The organism is Kothea flammea (assembly GCF_052161645.1).
GTDB lineage: Bacteria > Planctomycetota > Planctomycetia > Pirellulales > Pirellulaceae > Laterigemmans.
In genome coordinates this window covers 5,700,079-5,719,694 of sequence record NZ_CP197414.1, presented here as the reverse complement: position 1 = coordinate 5,719,694, position 19,616 = coordinate 5,700,079, and the positions used below count along the sequence as shown (strand labels likewise).

General features: G+C 54.0%; 20 protein-coding genes. 6 read left to right on the top strand and 14 right to left on the bottom strand.

Translation table 11 applies throughout. The features are described 5' to 3' along the window. Positions 1 to 44 precede the first annotated feature (44 nt). From SH139x_RS21425 to SH139x_RS21385, 9 genes are all read right to left on the bottom strand, one after another. On the bottom strand, positions 45 to 446 hold the full coding sequence (locus SH139x_RS21425) for a hypothetical protein (RefSeq protein WP_488351802.1): 402 nt from the start codon (positions 444 to 446) through the stop codon (positions 45 to 47). A gap of 233 nt (positions 447 to 679) precedes the next feature. Beyond that, a complete protein-coding gene (locus tag SH139x_RS21420) occupies positions 680 to 2,086 on the bottom strand; it encodes a Gfo/Idh/MocA family protein (protein WP_488351801.1) in 1,407 nt (468 codons plus the stop codon). A 145-nt stretch (positions 2,087 to 2,231) separates the two neighbouring features. Then, positions 2,232 to 3,404, bottom strand: a complete 1,173-nt coding sequence (locus SH139x_RS21415) for a ligand-binding sensor domain-containing protein (protein ID WP_488351800.1) — start codon at positions 3,402 to 3,404, stop codon at positions 2,232 to 2,234. Between the two features lie 200 nt (positions 3,405 to 3,604). Then, positions 3,605 to 4,024, bottom strand: a complete 420-nt coding sequence (locus tag SH139x_RS21410) for a reverse transcriptase domain-containing protein (protein ID WP_488351799.1) — start codon at positions 4,022 to 4,024, stop codon at positions 3,605 to 3,607. Positions 4,025 to 4,272: 248 nt separating this feature from the next. Continuing rightward, complete coding sequence (locus tag SH139x_RS21405; protein WP_488356060.1) at positions 4,273 to 5,316, bottom strand: recombinase zinc beta ribbon domain-containing protein; 1,044 nt, start codon at positions 5,314 to 5,316, stop codon at positions 4,273 to 4,275. 321 nt (positions 5,317 to 5,637) lie between these two features. Further along, positions 5,638 to 6,291: a recombinase family protein gene (locus SH139x_RS21400; protein WP_488351798.1), complete on the bottom strand. Its 654-nt coding sequence runs from the start codon at positions 6,289 to 6,291 to the stop codon at positions 5,638 to 5,640. A gap of 350 nt (positions 6,292 to 6,641) precedes the next feature. After that, positions 6,642 to 6,875, bottom strand: coding sequence for a DUF5372 family protein (locus tag SH139x_RS21395; RefSeq protein WP_488351797.1), 234 nt, complete (start codon positions 6,873 to 6,875; stop codon positions 6,642 to 6,644). Between the two features lie 72 nt (positions 6,876 to 6,947). Beyond that, complete coding sequence (locus SH139x_RS21390) at positions 6,948 to 7,919, bottom strand: alpha/beta fold hydrolase (protein ID WP_488351796.1); 972 nt, start codon at positions 7,917 to 7,919, stop codon at positions 6,948 to 6,950. Then, positions 7,900 to 8,817 (bottom strand): arginase family protein, encoded by a 918-nt coding sequence (locus SH139x_RS21385; protein ID WP_488351795.1) that lies wholly within the window; start codon positions 8,815 to 8,817, stop codon positions 7,900 to 7,902. The genes SH139x_RS21390 and SH139x_RS21385 overlap by 20 nt, the downstream gene beginning before the upstream one ends. A gap of 608 nt (positions 8,818 to 9,425) precedes the next feature. On the opposite strand from SH139x_RS21385, the gene SH139x_RS21380 reads away from it, so the two are divergent. Then, positions 9,426 to 9,860, top strand: a complete 435-nt coding sequence (locus SH139x_RS21380; protein ID WP_488351794.1) for a reverse transcriptase domain-containing protein — start codon at positions 9,426 to 9,428, stop codon at positions 9,858 to 9,860. A 16-nt stretch (positions 9,861 to 9,876) separates the two neighbouring features. Here the strand turns inward: SH139x_RS21380 and SH139x_RS21375 are convergent, their stop codons facing one another. Together SH139x_RS21375 and SH139x_RS21370 are read right to left on the bottom strand one after the other, a co-directional pair. Beyond that, positions 9,877 to 11,670, bottom strand: a complete 1,794-nt coding sequence (locus SH139x_RS21375) for a recombinase family protein (RefSeq protein ID WP_488351793.1) — start codon at positions 11,668 to 11,670, stop codon at positions 9,877 to 9,879. After that, positions 11,667 to 11,930 carry a hypothetical protein gene (locus tag SH139x_RS21370; protein WP_488351785.1) on the bottom strand — a complete coding sequence of 88 codons (264 nt, stop codon included), beginning with the start codon at positions 11,928 to 11,930 and terminating at the stop codon, positions 11,667 to 11,669. The genes SH139x_RS21375 and SH139x_RS21370 overlap by 4 nt, the downstream gene beginning before the upstream one ends. A 13-nt stretch (positions 11,931 to 11,943) precedes the next feature. Here SH139x_RS21370 and SH139x_RS21365 point away from each other — a divergent pair, with 13 nt between their 5' ends. Further along, positions 11,944 to 12,780, top strand: a complete 837-nt coding sequence (locus SH139x_RS21365; protein WP_488351792.1) for a group II intron maturase-specific domain-containing protein — start codon at positions 11,944 to 11,946, stop codon at positions 12,778 to 12,780. 86 nt (positions 12,781 to 12,866) lie between these two features. Here SH139x_RS21365 and SH139x_RS21360 read toward each other — a convergent pair whose 3' ends face one another. Continuing rightward, positions 12,867 to 13,307: a hypothetical protein gene (locus SH139x_RS21360; protein WP_488351791.1), complete on the bottom strand. Its 441-nt coding sequence runs from the start codon at positions 13,305 to 13,307 to the stop codon at positions 12,867 to 12,869. A gap of 586 nt (positions 13,308 to 13,893) precedes the next feature. Continuing rightward, positions 13,894 to 14,247 carry a VOC family protein gene (locus tag SH139x_RS21355; protein WP_488351790.1) on the bottom strand — a complete coding sequence of 118 codons (354 nt, stop codon included), beginning with the start codon at positions 14,245 to 14,247 and terminating at the stop codon, positions 13,894 to 13,896. 421 nt (positions 14,248 to 14,668) lie between these two features. Here SH139x_RS21355 and SH139x_RS21350 point away from each other — a divergent pair, with 421 nt between their 5' ends. After that, complete coding sequence (locus SH139x_RS21350; RefSeq protein WP_488351756.1) at positions 14,669 to 14,992, top strand: hypothetical protein; 324 nt, start codon at positions 14,669 to 14,671, stop codon at positions 14,990 to 14,992. A 567-nt stretch (positions 14,993 to 15,559) separates the two neighbouring features. Here SH139x_RS21350 and SH139x_RS21345 read toward each other — a convergent pair. After that, positions 15,560 to 16,267: a hypothetical protein gene (locus tag SH139x_RS21345; RefSeq protein WP_488351789.1), complete on the bottom strand. Its 708-nt coding sequence runs from the start codon at positions 16,265 to 16,267 to the stop codon at positions 15,560 to 15,562. A 441-nt stretch (positions 16,268 to 16,708) separates the two neighbouring features. Between SH139x_RS21345 and SH139x_RS21340 the strand changes: the two genes are divergently transcribed. From SH139x_RS21340 to SH139x_RS21330, 3 genes are all read left to right on the top strand, one after another. Next, positions 16,709 to 17,011, top strand: a complete 303-nt coding sequence (locus SH139x_RS21340) for a hypothetical protein (RefSeq protein WP_488351788.1) — start codon at positions 16,709 to 16,711, stop codon at positions 17,009 to 17,011. A 788-nt stretch (positions 17,012 to 17,799) separates the two neighbouring features. Further along, entirely contained in the window at positions 17,800 to 18,078 is a 279-nt protein-coding gene (locus SH139x_RS21335) for a hypothetical protein (RefSeq protein ID WP_488351787.1), read from the top strand. A gap of 674 nt (positions 18,079 to 18,752) precedes the next feature. After that, positions 18,753 to 19,517 (top strand): reverse transcriptase domain-containing protein, encoded by a 765-nt coding sequence (locus tag SH139x_RS21330; RefSeq protein WP_488351786.1) that lies wholly within the window; start codon positions 18,753 to 18,755, stop codon positions 19,515 to 19,517. The last annotated feature ends 99 nt before the right edge of the window (positions 19,518 to 19,616 follow it).

Genomic DNA, 19,616 nt, shown 5'->3' with positions numbered 1-19,616 from the left:
AGTATTCATAGTCGCCTTTCGCTCCGCGGTGCGTGCCATTAGGGTCAGGCCATGTGTTCGGTTTTGGGGGAGGAAAGAGGGACGCCTTCCACCTTTAATTGGGTAAGGCCAACTCTCTTGGCGAAGCCCGCGAGAACGACCAATCGTAGTAGATCGCCAAGTACGCGATCAATAAAGTGCAGCGCAATCGCCAGCGGAACATACAGATAGGCGGCGACCAAGATGACACCGAGATGACGACGCGAGACATTGCAAAATACCGCAGGTAAGGCCACTTGAAATGGCCCCACGAATAGCGAGATCAAGTCATTGGGGGCAAGTGGTGGATGGCCACGACAGACGATCGCGGGATACGCTAGTCGGAAATGCGCTAACAGCACGCCTATCCAACATGCCCAGAACAGCAGCAGCATCGTTGGCAAAGAAACTCGGCGGTCACGGCTCATTTTATTTCAGACTATACATGTTCCAACGCTGACTTATGTGAAAAATTTCCGGTTAGCATCATGGTTTATCTTTCGACGTCCGTGACCAATGGGAGTCAAGGCACTTCGTTTGGATATGCCATTCCCCAGAAAGTGACAGATGAGGAGATGAGCGACAGCATCTTTTTGATGGTCATGCTAAGCCTGGGCTTTGAACGATGGGGACGGCGGCGAGCATTGCTCGTCTCGACACCTTACATCTCAATCTCATATCCTCCACGGCGGTCGCGGGATACCATCGCTTGAGCCTGTTGGTCGCCGACCACTTTTTCTGCAACCGGGTCCCAAGCGATATTACGTCCGAGCCGCGCGGCAATCCCGGCTAGATGACACGTGGTCAATGCTCGGTGATGACTGTGGACATCGGAAATCGGATCTCGCCGATCTTGGCAGGCGACGAAGAAATTGCGAAAGTGATCGGTCAACTCGCGATCATTATATGCCGCTTGCAAGGCGTCTCCAGGGAGTGGGTTCGCTGCCAGGTCTTCGACTGGCTGACCCGACAGCCTGCCACGATTCACGAAGATCCGTCCGGCAGTCCCCTCGAACAAAACCCCATTGCCTCCGTCGTGTCGAAATTCAATCACTTGGCCGTCTGCATACGTGGCCTTAATCAAAAACTGAGTGGCCGTATTGTAACGGGTGTCGTCCACTGGATAGCCATCCTTGAACTCTACCGGATGCCGAACCATCAGCGGCTCAATCAAGACTGGGCCCGTTTCAGTTTTGCCCAATCCCCACGTTGCGATGTCGCCATGATGCGCGCCCCAATCTGTTAGCTTGCCACCCGAATATTCATACCACCAGCGAAACTCATAATGACATCGTGACCAGCTTTGTGTTTCGCCGTTGTCGCCCGCCAGATAACGAAACGGCACGTCTGCGACTGGCCCTTGCCACCGATCCCAATCGAGGTGTCGCGGAGCCGCGATCGCTGGCAAGCTGGGACTAGTGGGGCCACCGCCAATGCTGCAGGTCGCCTTTTGCAGCGAGCCCAGGCGGCCAGCGCGAATCAGCGCAATTGCAGTGATGAAATCTTTGCCACTTCGCTGCTGGGTTCCAATTTGACAAATCCGCTGCGTCGTTCGGCAAACCTGCGACATTAATTGACCCTCTTCAATCGTCAACGTCATTGGCTTTTCACAATATACGTCTTTGCCCGCTAACATGGCTTCGATTGCGATTTTAGCATGCCAGTGATCGGGGGTCGAAATATGGACGATGTCAATTTCTGGATCATCAATCACCGCGCGATAGTCGGCTACCGCTCGCGTCGCTTTGCCAAGCCAATCTGAAGTAATCTGCTGAGCCAACTCTCGACGGTTTGCATCGACATCACAGACGGCGACATAATCACCCAACGGCCGTATTTGGGGTGCCGAGCCATAGTTGCTGTCCAGGCCAGTCGCTTTCTGATACCAGCGACTGCCGGTGCCCACCGCGGCAATCCGACGCCGTTCATTGGCACTCTGAAAGCCGAACGCTCGTTGATGGCGACTGGATAACACGGCCGCTCCCGCCCAACTGAGAGAACTGCGCAAAGCCTGCCGTCGATTCAGTCCTGATTGCGTTAGGTTCGTTTGTGTTTCTCCGGTTGGCATCAGTAACTCTCGCCTGAATGTGAAAAAGGATCCAACGCTTACAGTTTACACTCAATCTATTCGCCGACCAATGAACAGACCAATGGGAATTGCTAGCCAAAGTCCAGCAGTCAAGAAATCGATCGCCCGCCATGAACTGGAGTCGTCACAGCTTGAACCTCTCAAACGTCTTGCCGTTGAACTTGTAAGCCCCAGCCTCTTGTGTACCGAGCCACAAGACTCCTTGTCTGTCTTCATGAATTGAGAAAAGATTGACAGTGTTAACGCCATCCATAATCGGGTAATGAGTGATGTCCATCCCGTTATGTCGCCAAACTCCCTCCCGGTACGTCGCCATCCATAGTGCACCGGTGCTATCCAAGGTACTTGCCATGATGCCGCCGAATAGCTCTTTGCTCGGATCATTGGCGTTGCGAAGTCCATCCACTTTCGTGAACTTCGGTCCAGCCGAATCACGCTGGTCGACATCATATCGCTGCAAAGTGCTGCAGAACCAGAACCGGCCTTCTTTATCCTCGATAATCGACCGAGTACCAAACGAACCATTTCGCAATTCACTCTCAGGTAGCCAGGCAAAGGACTTGCCGTCAAAGCGACAGACGCCAAGCGTGGAAGTGCCGAACCAGACATTGCCTTGACGGTCTTTGAAAATGCTGTAAACGTCATACGGGCTGAATTTTGCATTTGGGTATTTGTCACGTGGCATTTGCCGGTAATGCTCATCACCGTCTTTGGTTTTGGGGAATTCCAAATGGTGCAGCAATTGGCCATCGTACCGGTAGAGCGCGCCGGCATCCTGTGCACCCTGGAACCACAGGTCATCCGGTTGCAGTTTCCACTCGCCCGTGGTGGAATTGCTGATGGTGACATTTAAAGTGGAAAACGATATTCCGTCGAATCTGCTGATGCCGTTGGCGGTATTGAAGTAAATATTTCCTAATTTGTCTTCTTGGATTCCGCCGAGTCCAAGGCGGTTGTCACACAATCCGTCTTTCGTCGTAAAGTTGACAAGGATTTTCCCATTGTAGCGATACACGCCTCGCTCATGGCTTCCGAACCAATAGTCGTTATTCTTGGCTTGATAAACATGCCAAATCGCATTGTCAAGCTCTGTAACAACCTCGCCCTTGGCAACAGTTGTGCTCCGATGGTTTTGGCCCAAGTTCGAGGCCGATCCGGCGGGCGAGTTTTGATCTTGCCCGACAGCCCAAGCGGGCAACGCGAGCAATAGTAGGAAAACTACAATCGTGTTGAGGCCCCTTGGTTCGATACGGCGTACAAGTTGACATGGGAAGACTCCTGTTGTGGTGAATTCCAAAATCGGCTTCCTCCTCCTCGTCGAAGCTGTGATAATTAACCCAGTGCATAGAAAATCAATCCGTAAGCGTCATGCGATATCTTTGCATCGCTTCCACGCTGGCCGAACGATTGCGATCACCTCGCATCGACGAGAGATCATTCTTTCTGCAAAAACGCCTCAATTCGCAGCTGTGGGTGAGTAGGCCGGGATCTCTTTGGTTATAGGCTACCGTTCCCCTGTGTGCCATCCGGTACTTGGATGGTGCCCGGTGCACCTTCACCCTGTCGCTGGCAGTCGCGACGGGCAAAGCGGCCGAATCGGAGCAGTTTCGTTTTCTCCTCGGCGACTGTCAACGAATATCGGCCCAATCGCTTCGGTAACACCGCATGGTATCTCCTCGCATCCGATTCTAACTGGAAACAGCCGATGAAATCATCAGCGAACCGCATTAAATGCGCCTCGCCGTTGAGTCGTGGCTTAACTTCTCGTTCGAACCAGTCGTCTAGCACATAGTGTAAATACGCGTTATCCAGCAGCGGGGATAGACTGGCGCCCTGGGGGACGCCTCCTTCGGTCGCCAGCAATTGACCGTCGATCATGACGCCCGCTTTCAGGTATCGCTCGATCAGTCGAAGCATCTGAGGGTCGCTAAGGCCTGGTGGCAAGATTTCCGGGGACGACAACCGTACGAAGAGTCATAAAAGTCGACCTCGTAGATTTGTTCCAGAATCCTTACCATTGCGCGTGGGACAAGTTTGTCCTCGGCACATGCGACAGTGGCTGCATACTGCACCTCTTACGGTAAGCTTTCGGGTTCTTGGGGCTGAAAACGTCGTGATTATTGGGGTTTGAGGCGTTTCGATTGTGCGATCCGTTTGGCGAACTGCTATTCAACCTCCGGCGTTAACGCTAGCAGGTAGGGCGATCCGGCATTGCGTCGGCGGGCAGAAATGACTCCTTGCTCGATCCAGTAGTAGATCACTCCAGCGCCGACACCCATCCGCGCGGCGAACTCCTTGACCGTCAGCTCGCCTTCTTTTCTATCATCGGCTCGCGGGATGCGGTGCTTGTGTCGAATCCACTTGATACTTTTTACCGTGAACGAATTTCCCTTGTTCGTCACTAGGCCGTCATTGTTTAACTGCTCAGCGATCTGAGCATCTTCAAGCTGTTTAGCCAACTCTCGTACTCGCTCAACCAACGCCTCATCATGCCGCCAGCAATCGCAGGCGGATCGTGGCAACTCTACTCGCAGGGCTTCGTTGGCTCCTCCCTGCCAACGCACTTGTAACAAGGCGACATATGGCTCCGGCTTGGTCACAGTGATGTCGCGAATTAACAGTTGCAAGATTCGTTTTTTATCCTTCCAAGCTGTTGTCGTGTTATGCCAAAGTTTGGGAAGATCCTGTGCCAGTGCGAGCACTTCATCTCGTTGTTGCGCAGTAAATTGAAGCGTCTTTTGCTGAAGCCGATCGATTTGATCTTGGACGTCTTGCAGTTCGATCAACGCGTCGTTCCAACGTTGCTCGAGTGTCGAAGCTACCAAGCGATTGTTCGGATCAACTTGCTCGTAACGACGCTGAGCCAACTCTGCTTCGTACTCCGCTCGTTGCAATCGCATCTTCCACTGAGAATCGATTTGCTCATGCCGCTGCATCACCATCTCATACGCCTGGATCGCCAACTGCAACTGCTCGCTATTGAGCACATCAAGCACGCACTGCTCAACAGCGCGATCCAAGTGGGTACATTGCACTGTCATGCAGGCTGATTTCGACAGTCCTTCACGCTTTCGCCAGTTGCATTGATACGTTGGATAAATACCGCCATTGCCGCGATAGCGTGGGGTTAAACGGCGACCACAACAGCCGCAGATTAAAAGCCCTTGAAGCAGTGCCAATCCTTCTCGTGCCGGACTGCTCAAAATCATCTCCTTTGCATTCGTTCGGTTGCGTGATAACTGGTCCAAGTTTTGCGTGTACTGTTCGAAAGTGATATAGCCTTCATGATGATCTCGCAAGTTCACTAGCCAGTTCTCCTCTGGCATGCAGCTAATGCGAGATCGTACCTCTCCGTTTTCCAGAATCTCTTTAACCGATTGATAACGCCCGAACGCATAAACCCCGGCGTACGATGGGTTCTTTAAAGTACCTGTGACGCGTGAATCGGTGAGACGTCCCCAATGCAGTTTTCCAGCCCAAGTGCCACCGTAACTCCGCTTGGGAAAATTCAGCTTTTCCCGGGCAAAACGCTACGCGACGCTGTAGGCACTGCCGCATTGCCGGAAGTAGTCAAAGACCAAGGCGATCATCGAACGTACCTGCGTATCGGCGTCCTTGGCAATGCAGCCCAAATCATCAAACACGTAGCCGACTGGCAATCGGAATCGCAACTCTCCTTTGCGAGCCTTGTTCAGTTTATTGCCTTGCAGACGAGCGCGGATGAAGTGCAGTTCCGCTTGAGCCATTGTCCCTTTGAGTCCTAACAACAGTCCATCATTGAAGTCGCAAGGATCGTAGATACCATCTTCGTCAACGATGAGTGTGCCGGTGATGCCACAGATTTCGATCAGGCGATGCCAATCTGCGTTGGAGCGGGCCAATCGCGAGGCCTCGATCGCCAGCACGGCTCCAGCCTTACCAAGAGATACGTCCGCGACAAGCTTCTTAAAATCGTCGCGATCAGTGGTGGAAGTGCCGGACTTACCGAGATCGTGATCCAGCACAACGATGCGTGTAATTGGCCAGCCCAGGTTCTTCGCATGCTCTTTTAGCGCATACTGTCGCTCGGTACCGTCGCGATGGTTACGAACTTGTCCCATACTCGATTGTCGCAGGTAGACGTAGGCAGTCTTCTGAAGGTGAGCTTCGGTGATCTTGATTGAACGTTGATCCGTCGCGTGCATGAGAATCATCCTTGACTGAATGGTTATGGTGAGTGGAACGATCGCCTAGAGTGGCGTCGTCGTTGGGCGTTGACTTGGGCTGTGCCCCCTTGGTCAGGTTGGTTTCGTTCAGGTGGGTTTCGATTAAGTTTGCGATCAGTACTGCGATCTGAGTCCTACAATCACGCGATAAAGTTCGTCGCGACGAATGAGCTTGGACTGCTGACTGCTGTTGGGTCGCCGTCATGGCTTTCACTCCCAATCAAGTGATGGCAACGCTTCTTCGCCTGGCGAATTGGATTGCCATCTAGAAGAAGAAATCGAATTCGCTCGATCGCACACCGAGCCGTATCCAGTAGACCGTAACGGGGCTATTTTTCAGAGGCGGATTTGCCGAGTGTCTTGAGAAGCGCAGCCATCTCAATCAACTGCTCCAAGCGGAGGATTGTCGGAGTGACTTCCGCATCTTCGTAGCAATCGATGGAGCGAATCGAAGTCCACTGTCGAGGAACCGAGAAAGTTCCCGAATCCGATCCCTTTAGGATCACGCACTCCACGCCGGAAACGGTTCGAGTTTTGAGAATGGGAAATTGGTTCCCGCACAAAGGATGGGTAATTTGGGCGCTACCCGAAGGCTGACTGCACGAGTGTGCTTTTAGCTGGTTGTGTCCCGATTGTTATTTGGTTCGATCAAGGCCTGTAATGAAAGCGGTCGTCGCGTCGGCAAATTTCTTGTGCTGCCACGCTTCGAAGTGATTCAGTCCATCAAGGATGCAGTGTTGCGAATGCAGCAATTTTTCGTGCAATTCAAGCGACGATGCGTACTCAGCGTCGTAAGCACCTACGACGATCAGCGTGCGCACCTGATTCGATGCAAGCAGCGTAGGGTCCAATTCGAGCGACGAATAGCTGCATAAAAGAGCGGCAAGGGCATTCGTGTCGTTTCCTTTGGTCATCATTGCGTTGACCTCTGCGATTTCCTTGTCAGTCGCGACACCGGGCGATATCGCCCCTGGCAATCGCAACAAAGGCACGAATCCGTCTCTCTGTTTCAATGAATCTGCGATCTGGTTGAAGTCATGCGGACGGTCTGCCCAACCAATGGTGGTTCCAAGACCGGCGCCACCGATCACACAGGAAAGTGTCCTTGTGGGGTACAGTTCGCGGAATTTGTTGGCGATGTCCCCTCCCATTGAGTACCCAATGATATGTGCAGAGTCGATAGACAAATGGTCCAACAAATTTCGAATATCGCGTAGGATTTGTTGGCCGTACGCGTCGGGAGAGTGCGGTTTGCCACTCGCACCATGACCACGGATATCGAAAACGATCGCCCTGAATCCGGCATTTGCAAACTCCTTTGCAAGTGGAGCAAAGTCTTTCTGCGATCCGGTTAGCCCATGAACAAAGACGACCGCCGGTCCACTCCCAAAAGTTTTGTAAGCGATCGATGTTCCGTCGGACGAGATTGTGTCGCTCGCCGCATCGGCGGCGACGGAGAGAGCGTTCATGGAAAACACGACCAACACGAAGAATGCGGCAATACAGCGATACATGTTGCTTTCCAAATAACGCTCAGGATAACGCGGCCGGGAGTTGGCGTTGCCGAGCGCAGCGAGCCAGCCCAGCTTATCCCGGCTCGCGTTCATCCGTTTGTTCTTTGGCGCACGTGGCACCTAGCTTGATGGTCGTCCTATGAAGGTCGACCAATCCATTTCGGTTGAGTCCGGGACCAAGATAACCGCCACCCAGCCCAAATGCCACGGGGACGTTATGGCGGCGCATTGACGAAAACACCATTTCATCGCGTTCGGCCAACAAAAAAGCGTCGATGCCCGGCAGCCCCCCAAACGCGGATCCCTCGTGAGGGTCCATTCCCGCGTAATATACACAAATTTCGAAATCGGCCATTCGGCCTGCCAACTGGTCCAGTCGGTCGGCCACCGTGGATAAATAGACCTCGGCAGATTCGACTAAATCAAGAGTCGATTCACCAGTAGGCGTGTATTTGTCGGTTTGGAAACATGAAACATCGAGTTGATGATATCCACTTAGCGCGCCAACAAGAGAGAACGTTCCGCCACCGCAATGAGCGTCCAAATCGATATGCAATATCCGTTTAACGCCAGAAGTGTGGAGTTGATGTATTGCGAGGGCAAGTCCATTGAAGACGCAATGCAAGTGGCCCCGCTCCCGTTTGGCGTGATGAAACCCGGCGCTAAGTGATCCTGACACGCCATCGCACAATGCCGCGCTACACGCAGCCACCATTCCACCGCACGATGCAATCGCTGAAGTCCAGGTATTTCCATTCCATGGATATGAAGACGAGCTTGCAAGTTTCCGTGGCGAACCGGTTCTTACCGCTTCCACATACGCGATATCGTGAATAAGTATGAGTTGGTCGACGCTGACGGCCGTAGGTGATTCAAGCACTACATTGGTGATGGGAAAGTTGAGAATAGACTCAGCAATCCAACGCGGTTTCTGCGTGGCGTCAATGGCGTGTGAGGTAGCCGAGTAGTCATTGCTGTAGAAAAGTTGCATCGATCGAGCCAAAAAACGACCGCGTTGACCGGGCCGCCGCCAACCAACATTGACTTCAAAACAGACGCGATCGGCGGCTCCGCGTCCAACGCTTTGGGTACGCCCGGCACGGGCGTGATGTTATGGGGTGCGAGTCTCCTGTACGAGATTGGAAACCTTTCATTAACAGCATACCAAATGTTCCACGACGAAAGTCAATTACGAGACGAGGGCAACTGCGGCGAGGCAACAGACCGTGGAGAGGAAGCCTGCGATCGTGTGCGTAAACGCCGGGTTTGTTTATCGCCACCCGGACGCGATCACGTCAAAGCTGCGAGGCTACGGATAGAAACTTCGTATAAGGCCGGGGCGGCCGGGCGAGCGAGCACAACATCGCGAAGCCGTTACCAATCCGCCGCTCAGGTAAACGGAGAGCTTGCGCAGCGAAACATCACGCTCTTATCCGGGGAGACCTGCCAGACGGCATGCGAGCCGTCGTTCGTTCCCGCGGGTAAGGCTTGCCTGAAAGCCGGGAACATCGCGGAGCAATCCACGGTGGGCGAGGCAGGGATCAGCAGAGGGCATAGTACTGAGCTTCCGAGTCCAACGGAAACAGGAAGGACCGAACGATGAAGAACAAGGAGGAGCCATCGGCTCACTTGCGACGAAGGAACCCCTCGCGGCAAGTCGACCTGTATCATTCAGGCGGCGATGGTCACGAGACCACAGGTTCACTATCCCGACCGGGATCAAACGTCGCGGCGCGAGCCGAGCAGCCAGCCTTGGTCGATGGTACGTACACGCCCGGTGCTGTGCGACAAAAGTCCATCGCCAAACCCGATGGTGGTCAGCGTTTGCTAGGTATACCAAACATAGTCGACCGCTTGATCCAACAAGCCATCGTGCAAGTCTTAACGCCGATTTTCGATCCGCACTTTAGCGAATCGAGTCACGGCTTTCGACCTCGGCGCTCGGCTCACGGAGCAGCCAAGCAGGTGCGTGCCACGATCCGTCGTGGCTACCGCTATGCCGCAGATTTTGACTTGTCGAAGTTCGTTCGATAGAGTCCAACATGACGTCTTAATGGCGCAAGTGGCTCGTCGGGTCCGAGACAAACAAGTGCTGCGTCTGATCGGACGCTTCCTGCGAGCCGGTGTAATGGTTAAAGGCGTTTTGCAAGCAACCGAAGTAGGCACTCCACAGGGCGGCCCGTTCGCTCCTCCAACAAAAGTGCAAAACTTTCTCGCTTCCGGCTTTGCTAGCTTTCTTCGCAAAAAGGGGGAAGTTGATTCGGTACACGATCCGAATCTGATCTGGTTCGACAACGACCTTGTCAATCAGTGTTCGCAGAATCTCGCGACGCAGTGTCCAGTTAGTGGATTCCAGGTTCGTGCCCACCGATTCGCAGAAGCTGTCCAAACACGACAACGACTCACGCAACGTCGACTGCTCGCGCGACTCCGATTCAAGATTCCGCAATTGCTGTTCGTGCTTCGTTAGACGGTCACGCGCACGCTTTAAGCGAGGGTCGAATTCAGCTCGATCAAGCACACCATCGGTGTACGCATCGATCAAGCGTTCCACACTGCGTTTCGATGACGCGAATTGCTTCTTGATCGATACAACAGAGTCACTATCGCTCGGCGCGGCCAGTCGTCGCTCGTACTCTTGGCGGAGCAGCTTCGGATGACGCAACAACTCACACGCATCATTCCACACGGCCTCATCAAGTTTGTCGGTGCGCACCTGTTTGCACTCGCAGACTCGCTTGCCGCCAAACCGATATCCATCGGTTCCGATGCAACGATAGTAGGCGTAAGAACGCACTTTGCCTTTTGCACTCTTGCTACTGACTGGTTTGCCGTAAAGCGCATATCCACAATTGCTACATTCCAGCAAGCCTTGCAGTAGATACTTCGCTCCACGACGTGACTCGTGACCACGCTGTCGGTTCTCGGTCAACTGTGTTTGCACGGCATCGAACAGCTCCGATGAAACGATTGCCGGAACCGAAATCGACAACTGCTCGCTCGCTTCGGTATCGTAAGTAGAACCTGTGCGTCGCGGCGTTTTCGAGTTGCCTCGTTGAGTTCGAAGCTGCGGCCGTCGCGGTCCCGTGCGTGTCTTTCCAAACGCCGCAGAGCCTTTATATGCCGGGTTTTTCAGCATTCCCCACACCGTTGTTCGATCCCACGTGGCTTTGCCTGTCGCCGTCACCGTGTCCGACTTCGTCAGCCGACGCGTCGCTTCACCAATCGACAATCGATCGCGACCGACCCACTGGAACACCTGCCGGACAACAGCCGCTTGTTGCTCATCAATTTCATACGCGGCTTGCCCATCACCGTCGCGACGGGTGATGTAGTGGTATCCGTACGGCGCAGCAGATAACACGCTCGCGCTGCCGCGCGTGGCTGCGTGACGCTTGCCGCGACGACTGCGTTCCATGATCTTGGCGCGTTCGTATTCAGCAAACATGCCTTGCATCTGCAACAGCAAATCTTCTTCAGGACTGGCACCGATCGCGCGGTTGAGAAACACGATTTCAATACCCAGCTTTTGCAATTCATCAACGATCAAAACTTGATAGGCATACTTGCGTGCCAGTCGATCGGGCGAATGAACGTAGAGTCTTTGAAACTGACCCACGTATGCTGCATCTCTCAGTCGCTCGAGCGCTGGCCGATGAAGTGTTGAACCGCTCACTCCATCGTCGAGAAAGCAGTTCTTGTCTTGCAATGAGACGTCGTCTGCACTCACTTTTCGACGCATGTCGGCCACTTGAGATTCGATGGTTTGCTCTTGAGCCTGCGCGTCCGATGAGACTCGCCCGTAGATGGCCGCTTCGACGTTTGAATTGGAATGAGTCGTCATGCGACAGCCTCCAGTTGATCCCGTTGCTGCGGCACGCTCTGAGCTCCAAAGTCGTGTTGCGTCGAAGGCCCGCTGCCCTGACCGTCGACCGCGTCAGTGTCCAAACCGAGTTTGGCAGCACGACTGTTACCGGCGGAGCAACCACGCTCGGCCAGATCAAAAACCTGAGCTAGCAACTCGCGTTCGATCCGAATTGGATGGTAACTGCGAATGACAGCAATGGATTGGCTGTCAGTTTTGAGTTTGGCAGGCTTTGCCATCGGAATCTCCTCCATGAGACATTTGCAATCAATCTGTAAACACTTGCTTGAAAACAGCTTACGGCGACTTCCAGCCTTCGCCATACGCCGTCGTCAACGCCTTTCTTGGGATCAATCTATCCAAGAAACCGCCGTTGTTTGCAATATCGTTGGAGGAGCGATGTCTCCGCTGCTGGCCAACATCTACTTAGATGACTTGGACAAGGAGTTGGAACGACGAGGGTTGCCGTTCGTGCGGTACGCAGATGACTTCGTGATCTTCACGAAAACAGAAGCGGCGGCGCGGCGTGTGTACGGGAGCATTGAACGCTTCTTGACCGACCGATTGAAACTGTCCGTCAATCACAACAAGAGCCAAATCCGCAAGACGGATGGGCTTGAGTACGTGGGTTACGAATTTCGTGGCTACGGCGGCCAGATCCGGGTGAGCAAGAAGAAGCTCGCGACTTTCAAACAACGTGTCTCGGAGATCTTTCGTAGAAACCGAGGCGTGTCGATGAAGTCACGCTATGCAGAGTTCCGTGCTTATGCTCGTGGTTGGTTAGGCTACTTTGCGTTGGATCAAGTGAAGACAACGTTCACCAACTTAGACAAATGGATTCGTCGTCGGGTACGCGCCTGTTACTGGAAGCAGTGGCGGAAATCGAAGACCCGGCTGAAGAATCTGATGTCGTTGTGCTTGTCTTATCGTGTCGCTCGTGGCTTCGCGATGAGCGGCAAGGGTCCCTGGCGTCTTTCCACGACGTCGGGTGTCCAACGAGCTTTATCCAACGAGTACCTAGCCGCCGAGGGCTTGTTTAATCTTGAAGAGCGCTGGCTATCGCTTGCATCCTTGCGTCGAAACGCCTAGTGCGGACCCGCATGCTAGGTGTTGTGGGAGGGGTCCCGGGTAACCGGGCTCCTATCCCGATTGCAATTGTTAGGTGCGTTGTTGTCTCATTCGGCAATTCGTGACGGCGTGCCTGCAAGAACAAATGCAATGACTATTCCTTCAACCAACGAACCACACATCAAGAGACTCAGTTCGAGCAAATTCAGAACAAGCGGTTCATCAAGCAACGTATTGTAGATAAACCATTCCTGAAACAGCCAATACATCAACCAGATCGTGAGGCCCCAGAACATTCCTTTTTTGAACCATGTCGTGCCAGGCATCGAGGGCATGAAAACACTAAAAAGCCACGCATGTATTATGCTTAACACCACAAGGCCAGTGACCGAGACGGGTATGTTTCGTTTCGGAGTGACATCGATGAAGAGTTGGCTTTGCCATTCGGGATTGTAAAGAATCGCTTGCACCGGTGGGCTGGAAAACAAGGCGCCCAGCACCCCGTTTCCAAGAAAGCCGCCAACGAGTCCTGCGGCCAGAATCTTCATGACGTTATTGTTCCGCAATTTGTTTTCCCTTCGTCATGCACCTAACGGCGGCGATCACCTCGCCCGAGCGGTTGAGGTAGATTTGAAAAATCGGAGTATGGCGAGGGCTGGGGTGGATCGCATGGTTCCCGGCTCGCGCCACGATCCGGAGCGCATCTAGGCCCGCCAATTCATTCCATTACGGTACCGTAGTCCAAACCCGCTTGCAATCATTTTTGAGTTCCGGGAGCCCGATTGACTTTATTGCGAGCATCTTCGCCTGGTACGGCAGTGGAAAATTTAATTGGAGGTATCTCGCGAGCAACTTCGGCAGCATCAGGTTCGTCCGGAAAGGACGCAGTTGGCACTGGTTCAACCGATAGCAAGTTGCGAGGCAATCGCATCGATCAGTACTCGAGACTCGTTCGCGCGCACCAATCATCGAGCATGGGCTTTCAATGGACGATTGCAGAGAGACCAAGTTTAGGCCCGAAGAGCTTGACGCCGGGAACGACCGAGGTAACCCGGCGGCGGCCAAGTAACTGTGATTTCAAAAACCCGTGTCATCCGCCGCTCGGGTTGACCGCCTTGTTCGGCGACTTCGGCATCACGATTGTGGCTTCCAGAGCCCGAACAAGTTGCCGTGGGGATCTCGACACCAAGCAAAGTGGCCACTTCCAGGGACCTGGGTTTCCGGGACAACAATACTTCCCCCATTTGACTCGATCAACGCGACCTGTCGTGGTATGTCTTCGACCTCAATATACAGCATCACATAATTGTGCGGCTCATGGCCTAGCGCAGTCGTGAAACCATGAATTCCGTCCTGCGAGCCAGTATTTAGTTTAAATGATAAGGGCCCATATTCCTCCGAAGTCCATCCGAAGGTCGCTTCGTAGAATGCTCGTGACCGTTGCGCGTCAGGACAGCCGATATCAAAATGGACGACTGGTCTTCCCATGTGACTCTCGCTTTATTCTTGTTGCCGAACGACTGCGATCACCTCGCCCGAGCGGTAGAGGTAGATTTGAAAAATCGGAGTATGGCGAGGGCTGGGGTGGATCGCATGGTTCCCGGCTCGCGCCACGATCCCGAGCGCATCCGGGCCTGCCAATTCATTCCATTACGGTACCGCAGTCCAAACCCGCTTGCAATCATTTTTGAGTTCCGGGAGCCAGATTGACTTTATTGCGAGCATCTTCGCCTGGGACGGCAGTGGGAAATTTAATTCGAGGTATCTCGCGAGCAACTTCGGCAGCATCAGGTTCGTCCGGAAAGGACGCAGTTGGCACTGGTTCAACCGATAGCAATTTGCGAGGCAAGCGCGTCGATCAGTACTCGAGGCTTGTTCGCGCGCACCAATCATCGAGCATGAGCTTTCAATGGACGATTGTAGACAGACCAAGTTCAGGACCGAAGAGCTTGACCCGGGAACGGTAACGATCAGCCCGCCCGAGGATGAGCTGGATCGCAAGGAACCAAAGTTTTTCGGGCTGGGTTGCATCGTATTGTTACGGATGCTTTTCTCGGCACGGAACTCCCGCGAGCTGCAGCCTGGCCTGATCGTACCAATCGCCATTGATCGGATCAACTATTTTTGCAGATCGCTTCTTGGGCTCCGGGACGACTGGAATGGTCAGGCTCGCAGCGAAGAAATGGTTACGGAATCCGGCGTCCGCGCACCTTCAGTTCTCAAAATCATTTAAGCGCACCGCCGCCCTTGAAGATCATCCACGCGCACCTCGAAAACTGGAAATCATCCAAGCGCAACTGCCGCATTGGATTCCGTCAGCGCAAGCTTCATCCTCCGCAGCCGTAACGGTTGCGATTACCTCGCCCGAGCGGTAGAGCTAGATTTGAAAAATCGGAGTATGGCGAGGGCTGGGGTGGATCGTATGGTTCCCGGCTCGCGCCACGATCCGGAGCGCATCCGGGCCGGCCAATTCATTCCATTACGGTACCGTAGTCCAAGCCCGCTTGCAATCATTTTTGAGTTCCGGGAGCCAGATTGACTTTATTGCGAGCATCTTCGCCTGGGACGGCAGTGGAAAATTTAATTGGAGGTATCTCGCGAGCAACTTCGGCAGCATCAGGTTCGTCCGGAAAGGACGCAGTTGGCACTGGTTCAACCGATAGCAAGTTGCAAGGCAAGCGCATCGATCAGTACTCGAGGCTTGTTCGCGCGCACCAATCATCGAGCATGGGCTTTCAATGGACGATTGCAGAGAGACCAAGTTCAGGCCCGAAGAGCTTGACGCCGGGAACGACACCGTTCACCGGGCCGCGGCGAACGAGATTGATTTCAGAAGCCGCGCGGCCCGCGGCTCCGCGTGCAACGGATTGTTATGCATCGCAAGCTGTCCCGCCATTCGCTCATATTTCCGAGTCAGTGCCTTGATCGCACGGCCACGTGTTTTTGGTCTTAGGAGCCAAGGAGACATGGCCAGATTCACGCAATCCGCTGGCGACGCGAGGTATGCATTCAGACCATGCGTTCGAAGTTCATCAAAGATCCGTGCGAGAACGACAATCTCATCACGTTCCGTCCCGAGCGGCAAATCACGAAAGCACGCGCTGCACCCAAGGCGATGCAGATTGGAACGCAGCATGTTGCGAACTGCAAATACACAGACGCTGCTGTCGTCTTCGCGGAACGCCAATTCGATGTGTCCACAGCCAAAGTGACTGCTGAGTCGCAATAGTGAATACAGACTGCGAGAAATGCCTGGGTCCTCAAGATACACCGAGATCATTCCGGCGACTCGTGCCTCGCGACCTGGGGTGGGAGGAATCCTCGCGTGCACCCGCACCCTGACGGAAACGGATTCGTCGAACTGAATCGTCGCTCCGTCGATTGCAGCGGCGCGCGGCAGCGGCAGAAAAACATTGCGAGCACGATTCACAACAGCGCGAATGCCGGTATACATAGCAAACAGGTAAACCGAACGAGCGATTGCGGCAGTGAGTTTTTTCCAGCTCATCCGTTCTCAGGTGCATAACAACGTTTAGCATCAGCCGGTTGCGACGATTGATGCTCAATGCGAAAACGCGCCGATCGCAACTCGGCTGCATGCTGTTGTTATCCGCTCCTATGTTCAGGTTCCGCTATCGGGTTAGGTGAAATGTATGTGCGACTGAATAGCTTTCTGAAAGTCCAATCACCACTGAACAAGAGACCATAGAGCACTGCGTACCAAATTGCGGTCAACGGAATCCCGAGTATGGGGGCGAGTGCGCGTCCCGTGTCGTTTCCTTGATTTCGTATCGCGCGGTCGGCCTCGCTTGTGCGTTCGAATCCGTCGATTCTTCCGTTGCGATTCAGATCAAACGTCTTCATTGTCGATCGATCAGCTGCGTTGGCCGCCACAACTGTAGCGATGATCAACACGTAGCCGCACACCATCGTCCATAAGATCGCGGGCATGCGAATTGCACGTTCGGTGCAGCACCTCACGCCGACATACGCAAATATCGGCAAGGTGTACCACACGAAAATGAACAGCATCGGTGACATCTACACTCTGTCGGATAACGGCGGCGATCACCTCGCCCGAGCGGTTGAGGTAGATCTGAAAAATCGGAGCATGGCGAGGGCTGGGGTGGATCGCATGGTTCCCGGCTCGCGCCACGATCCGGAGCGCATCCGGGCCCGCCAATTCATTCCATTACGGTACCGTAGTCCAAACCCGCTTGCAATCATTTTTGAGTTCCGGGAGCCCGATTGACTTTATTGCGAGCATCTTCGCCTGGTACGGCAGTGGAAAATTTAATTGGAGGTATCTCGCGAGCAACTTCGGCAGCATCAGGTTCGTCCGGAAAGGACGCAGTTGGCACTGGTTCAACCGATAGCAAGTTGCGAGGCAATCGCATCGATCAGTACTCGAGACTCGTTCGCGCGCACCAATCATCGAGCATGGGCTTTCAATGGACGATTGCAGAGAGACCAAGTTCAGGCCCGAAGAGCTTGACCCGGGAACGACGGCGATCACCTCGCCGGAGCGGTTGAGGTAGATTTGAAAAATCGGAGTATGGCGAGGGCTGGGGTGGATCGCATGGTTCCCGGCTCGCGCCACGATCCGGAGCGCATCCGGGCCCGCCAATTCATTCCATTACGGTACCGTAGTCCAAACCCGCTTGCAATCATTTTTGAGTTCCGGGAGCCCGATTGACTTTATTGCGAGCATCTTCGCCTGGTACGGCAGTGGAAAATTTAATTGGAGGTATCTCGCGAGCAACTTCGGCAGCATCAGGTTCGTCCGGAAAGGACGCAGTTGGCACTGGTTCAACCGATAGCAAGTTGCGAGGCAATCGCATCGATCAGTACTCGAGGCTTGTTCGCGCGCACCAATCATCGAGCATGAGCTTTCAATGGACGATTGTAGACAGACCAAGTTTAGGCCCGAAGAGCTTGACGCCGGGAACGCCCCCAATCACCCCGCCGCTGCGAGGTGATTCACCATTTCAAACGACCCTATCGGCGGCTGGGGTGCATTGGGTTGTTAGGATCGCGACTGTGGCATTTATTGCAGACGTGAAAGACCCGCTCTACGAAGCATTGGCGGCACTAACGCGGGCGACTCCACCAGAAACGATGAGAGGGATCGACAGTACAGAAGAACTGACGGACGAGCAGTTCAGCGAATTGCAGGATTGGGCGTCGAACCATGTGATTCCACATTGGTCGACAGGACTCGGGTTGATTGACGCTGCGGAAATGCTTGTCAAGTCAGCAATAGAGAACGCGAACATCGACGGCAAGGCAGACGTTTCCGATCTGCTGTCGTCGTCCTAACGCCTGCAATCAGCGGGCGGCGTGAGTGGACGCCGATTTCAAGTAACGTGATGCACGCCGCTCCCGTGCAGTACGCCCAACATGGGCGTGATCTTGTGGGGTGCAAGTCCCCTGTACTCAGTTCCGGTTTCTTTCACGACGAGGCAGTATACCAAATGTAACTCCGAAGAAAGACAGTACGAGGCGAGGGCAACTGCGGAAGGGTGACCGACCGTGGAAAGGAAGCCTGCGAATGTGCTCGTGAAGTTAGCTCCGGTGCGGGGAACGTGCGGTTCGACGATGACTGAATCGGACAAGGTTTCCCCGGCCAAGACGTGCTAACCGCATTTACGCCAAGACCCGCCAGGTGACGAACAGAAATCCGATATGAGGCCGACGACTCGAGGTGAGTGGGCTGCTGACCACGAAACCGAACCGGAAGAACGAGCGCAGGTAGATCGGGCACTTGGGCGGGGACAGATCACGTGTCGCGGGGCGATTACATCAAACCCCGACGTCCCTTATTTGGGGAGGGCTTCATCCTGTGTCCGCCAGTAGAGCTTGCTCCAACGCGGGGTGGGCCGTGGTAACACGAGCCCACGATTGAAGTCGGCAGCAGAGGGCATAGTAGCGAACCGCCGAAGCCAACGGCGACATGAAGGCCTGAACGTCACAAGACAAGGAACGAACCACCGATGAACTCTGACCAGCCGAACGAACCGGCGAAACAGCTCTCCCTCTGGGAAGAGTTTGTGGAGCAATCGCAAAACATCCAGCGTGATGATTCAGCTCAGGCGTCCATCGAGAAGTCAGCCTTGGACGAAAGCCACGCTTTGATGGAAGAGATTGTTGACGAAGGCACGATCGAGGCGGCTTGGGCGAAAGTCAAAGCAAACCGTGGAGCCCCTGGCCCCGACGGCGTCACGATCGAAAACTTTCCTGAGTGGTTCCGACCACAATGGGAAGGCATCCGTCAGCAACTCCTCGATGGAACGTACCGTCCCCAACCGGTACGGCGCGTTAGCATCGATAAACCCGATGGCGGCACGCGAGAGCTCGGTATTCCAAACTTGCTCGACCGTTTGATACAGACTGCCATTGTGTTAGTCCTCACCCCGATCTTCGATCCGGACTTCTCCGAGTCGAGTTTCGGCTACCGACCTCACCGCTCGGCTAAAGATGCAGTCAAGCAAGTGCAAAAGATCATTCGAGGTGGTCGTCGTCGATGCGTCGATATGGATCTGTCGAAATATTTTGACAGAGTCAATCACGATATATTGATGACACGCGTGGCCCGCAAGGTCCACGACAAACGCCTTTTGAAATTGATCGGACGCTACTTGAGAGCCGGTGTGTTGGTCGACGGCTTATGCCAACCCAGCGAAGAAGGAACTATGCAAGGCGGCCCGTTCGCTCCTCCAACGATATTGCAAACAACGGCGGTTTCTTGGATAGATTGATCCCAAGAAAGGCGTTGACGACGGCGTATGGCGAAGGCTGGAAGTCGCCGTAAGCTGTTTTCAAGCAAGTGTTTACAGATTGATTGCAAATGTCTCATG

Excerpts from the sequence above, each read along its gene's own strand:
- SH139x_RS21400 (WP_488351798.1), bottom strand. The coding sequence starts at position 6,291 with ATGCACGCGACGGATCAACGTTCAATCAAGATCACCGAAGCTCACCTT.
- SH139x_RS21380 (WP_488351794.1), top strand. The coding sequence starts at position 9,426 with ATGAAGAACAAGGAGGAGCCATCGGCTCACTTGCGACGAAGGAACCCC.
- SH139x_RS21405 (WP_488356060.1), bottom strand. The coding sequence starts at position 5,316 with ATGATTTTGAGCAGTCCGGCACGAGAAGGATTGGCACTGCTTCAAGGG.
- SH139x_RS21425 (WP_488351802.1), bottom strand. The coding sequence starts at position 446 with ATGAGCCGTGACCGCCGAGTTTCTTTGCCAACGATGCTGCTGCTGTTC.
- SH139x_RS21410 (WP_488351799.1), bottom strand. The coding sequence starts at position 4,024 with ATGCTTCGACTGATCGAGCGATACCTGAAAGCGGGCGTCATGATCGAC.
- SH139x_RS21345 (WP_488351789.1), bottom strand. The coding sequence starts at position 16,267 with ATGAGCTGGAAAAAACTCACTGCCGCAATCGCTCGTTCGGTTTACCTG.
- SH139x_RS21355 (WP_488351790.1), bottom strand. The coding sequence starts at position 14,247 with ATGGGAAGACCAGTCGTCCATTTTGATATCGGCTGTCCTGACGCGCAA.
- SH139x_RS21330 (WP_488351786.1), top strand. The coding sequence starts at position 18,753 with ATGAACTCTGACCAGCCGAACGAACCGGCGAAACAGCTCTCCCTCTGG.
- SH139x_RS21360 (WP_488351791.1), bottom strand. The coding sequence starts at position 13,307 with ATGAAGATTCTGGCCGCAGGACTCGTTGGCGGCTTTCTTGGAAACGGG.
- SH139x_RS21340 (WP_488351788.1), top strand. The coding sequence starts at position 16,709 with ATGCGAATTGCACGTTCGGTGCAGCACCTCACGCCGACATACGCAAAT.
- SH139x_RS21370 (WP_488351785.1), bottom strand. The coding sequence starts at position 11,930 with ATGGCAAAGCCTGCCAAACTCAAAACTGACAGCCAATCCATTGCTGTC.
- SH139x_RS21390 (WP_488351796.1), bottom strand. The coding sequence starts at position 7,919 with ATGAACGCGAGCCGGGATAAGCTGGGCTGGCTCGCTGCGCTCGGCAAC.
- SH139x_RS21365 (WP_488351792.1), top strand. The coding sequence starts at position 11,944 with ATGAGACATTTGCAATCAATCTGTAAACACTTGCTTGAAAACAGCTTA.
- SH139x_RS21375 (WP_488351793.1), bottom strand. The coding sequence starts at position 11,670 with ATGACGACTCATTCCAATTCAAACGTCGAAGCGGCCATCTACGGGCGA.
- SH139x_RS21420 (WP_488351801.1), bottom strand. The coding sequence starts at position 2,086 with ATGCCAACCGGAGAAACACAAACGAACCTAACGCAATCAGGACTGAAT.
- SH139x_RS21350 (WP_488351756.1), top strand. The coding sequence starts at position 14,669 with ATGGACGATTGTAGACAGACCAAGTTCAGGACCGAAGAGCTTGACCCG.
- SH139x_RS21385 (WP_488351795.1), bottom strand. The coding sequence starts at position 8,817 with ATGCAACTTTTCTACAGCAATGACTACTCGGCTACCTCACACGCCATT.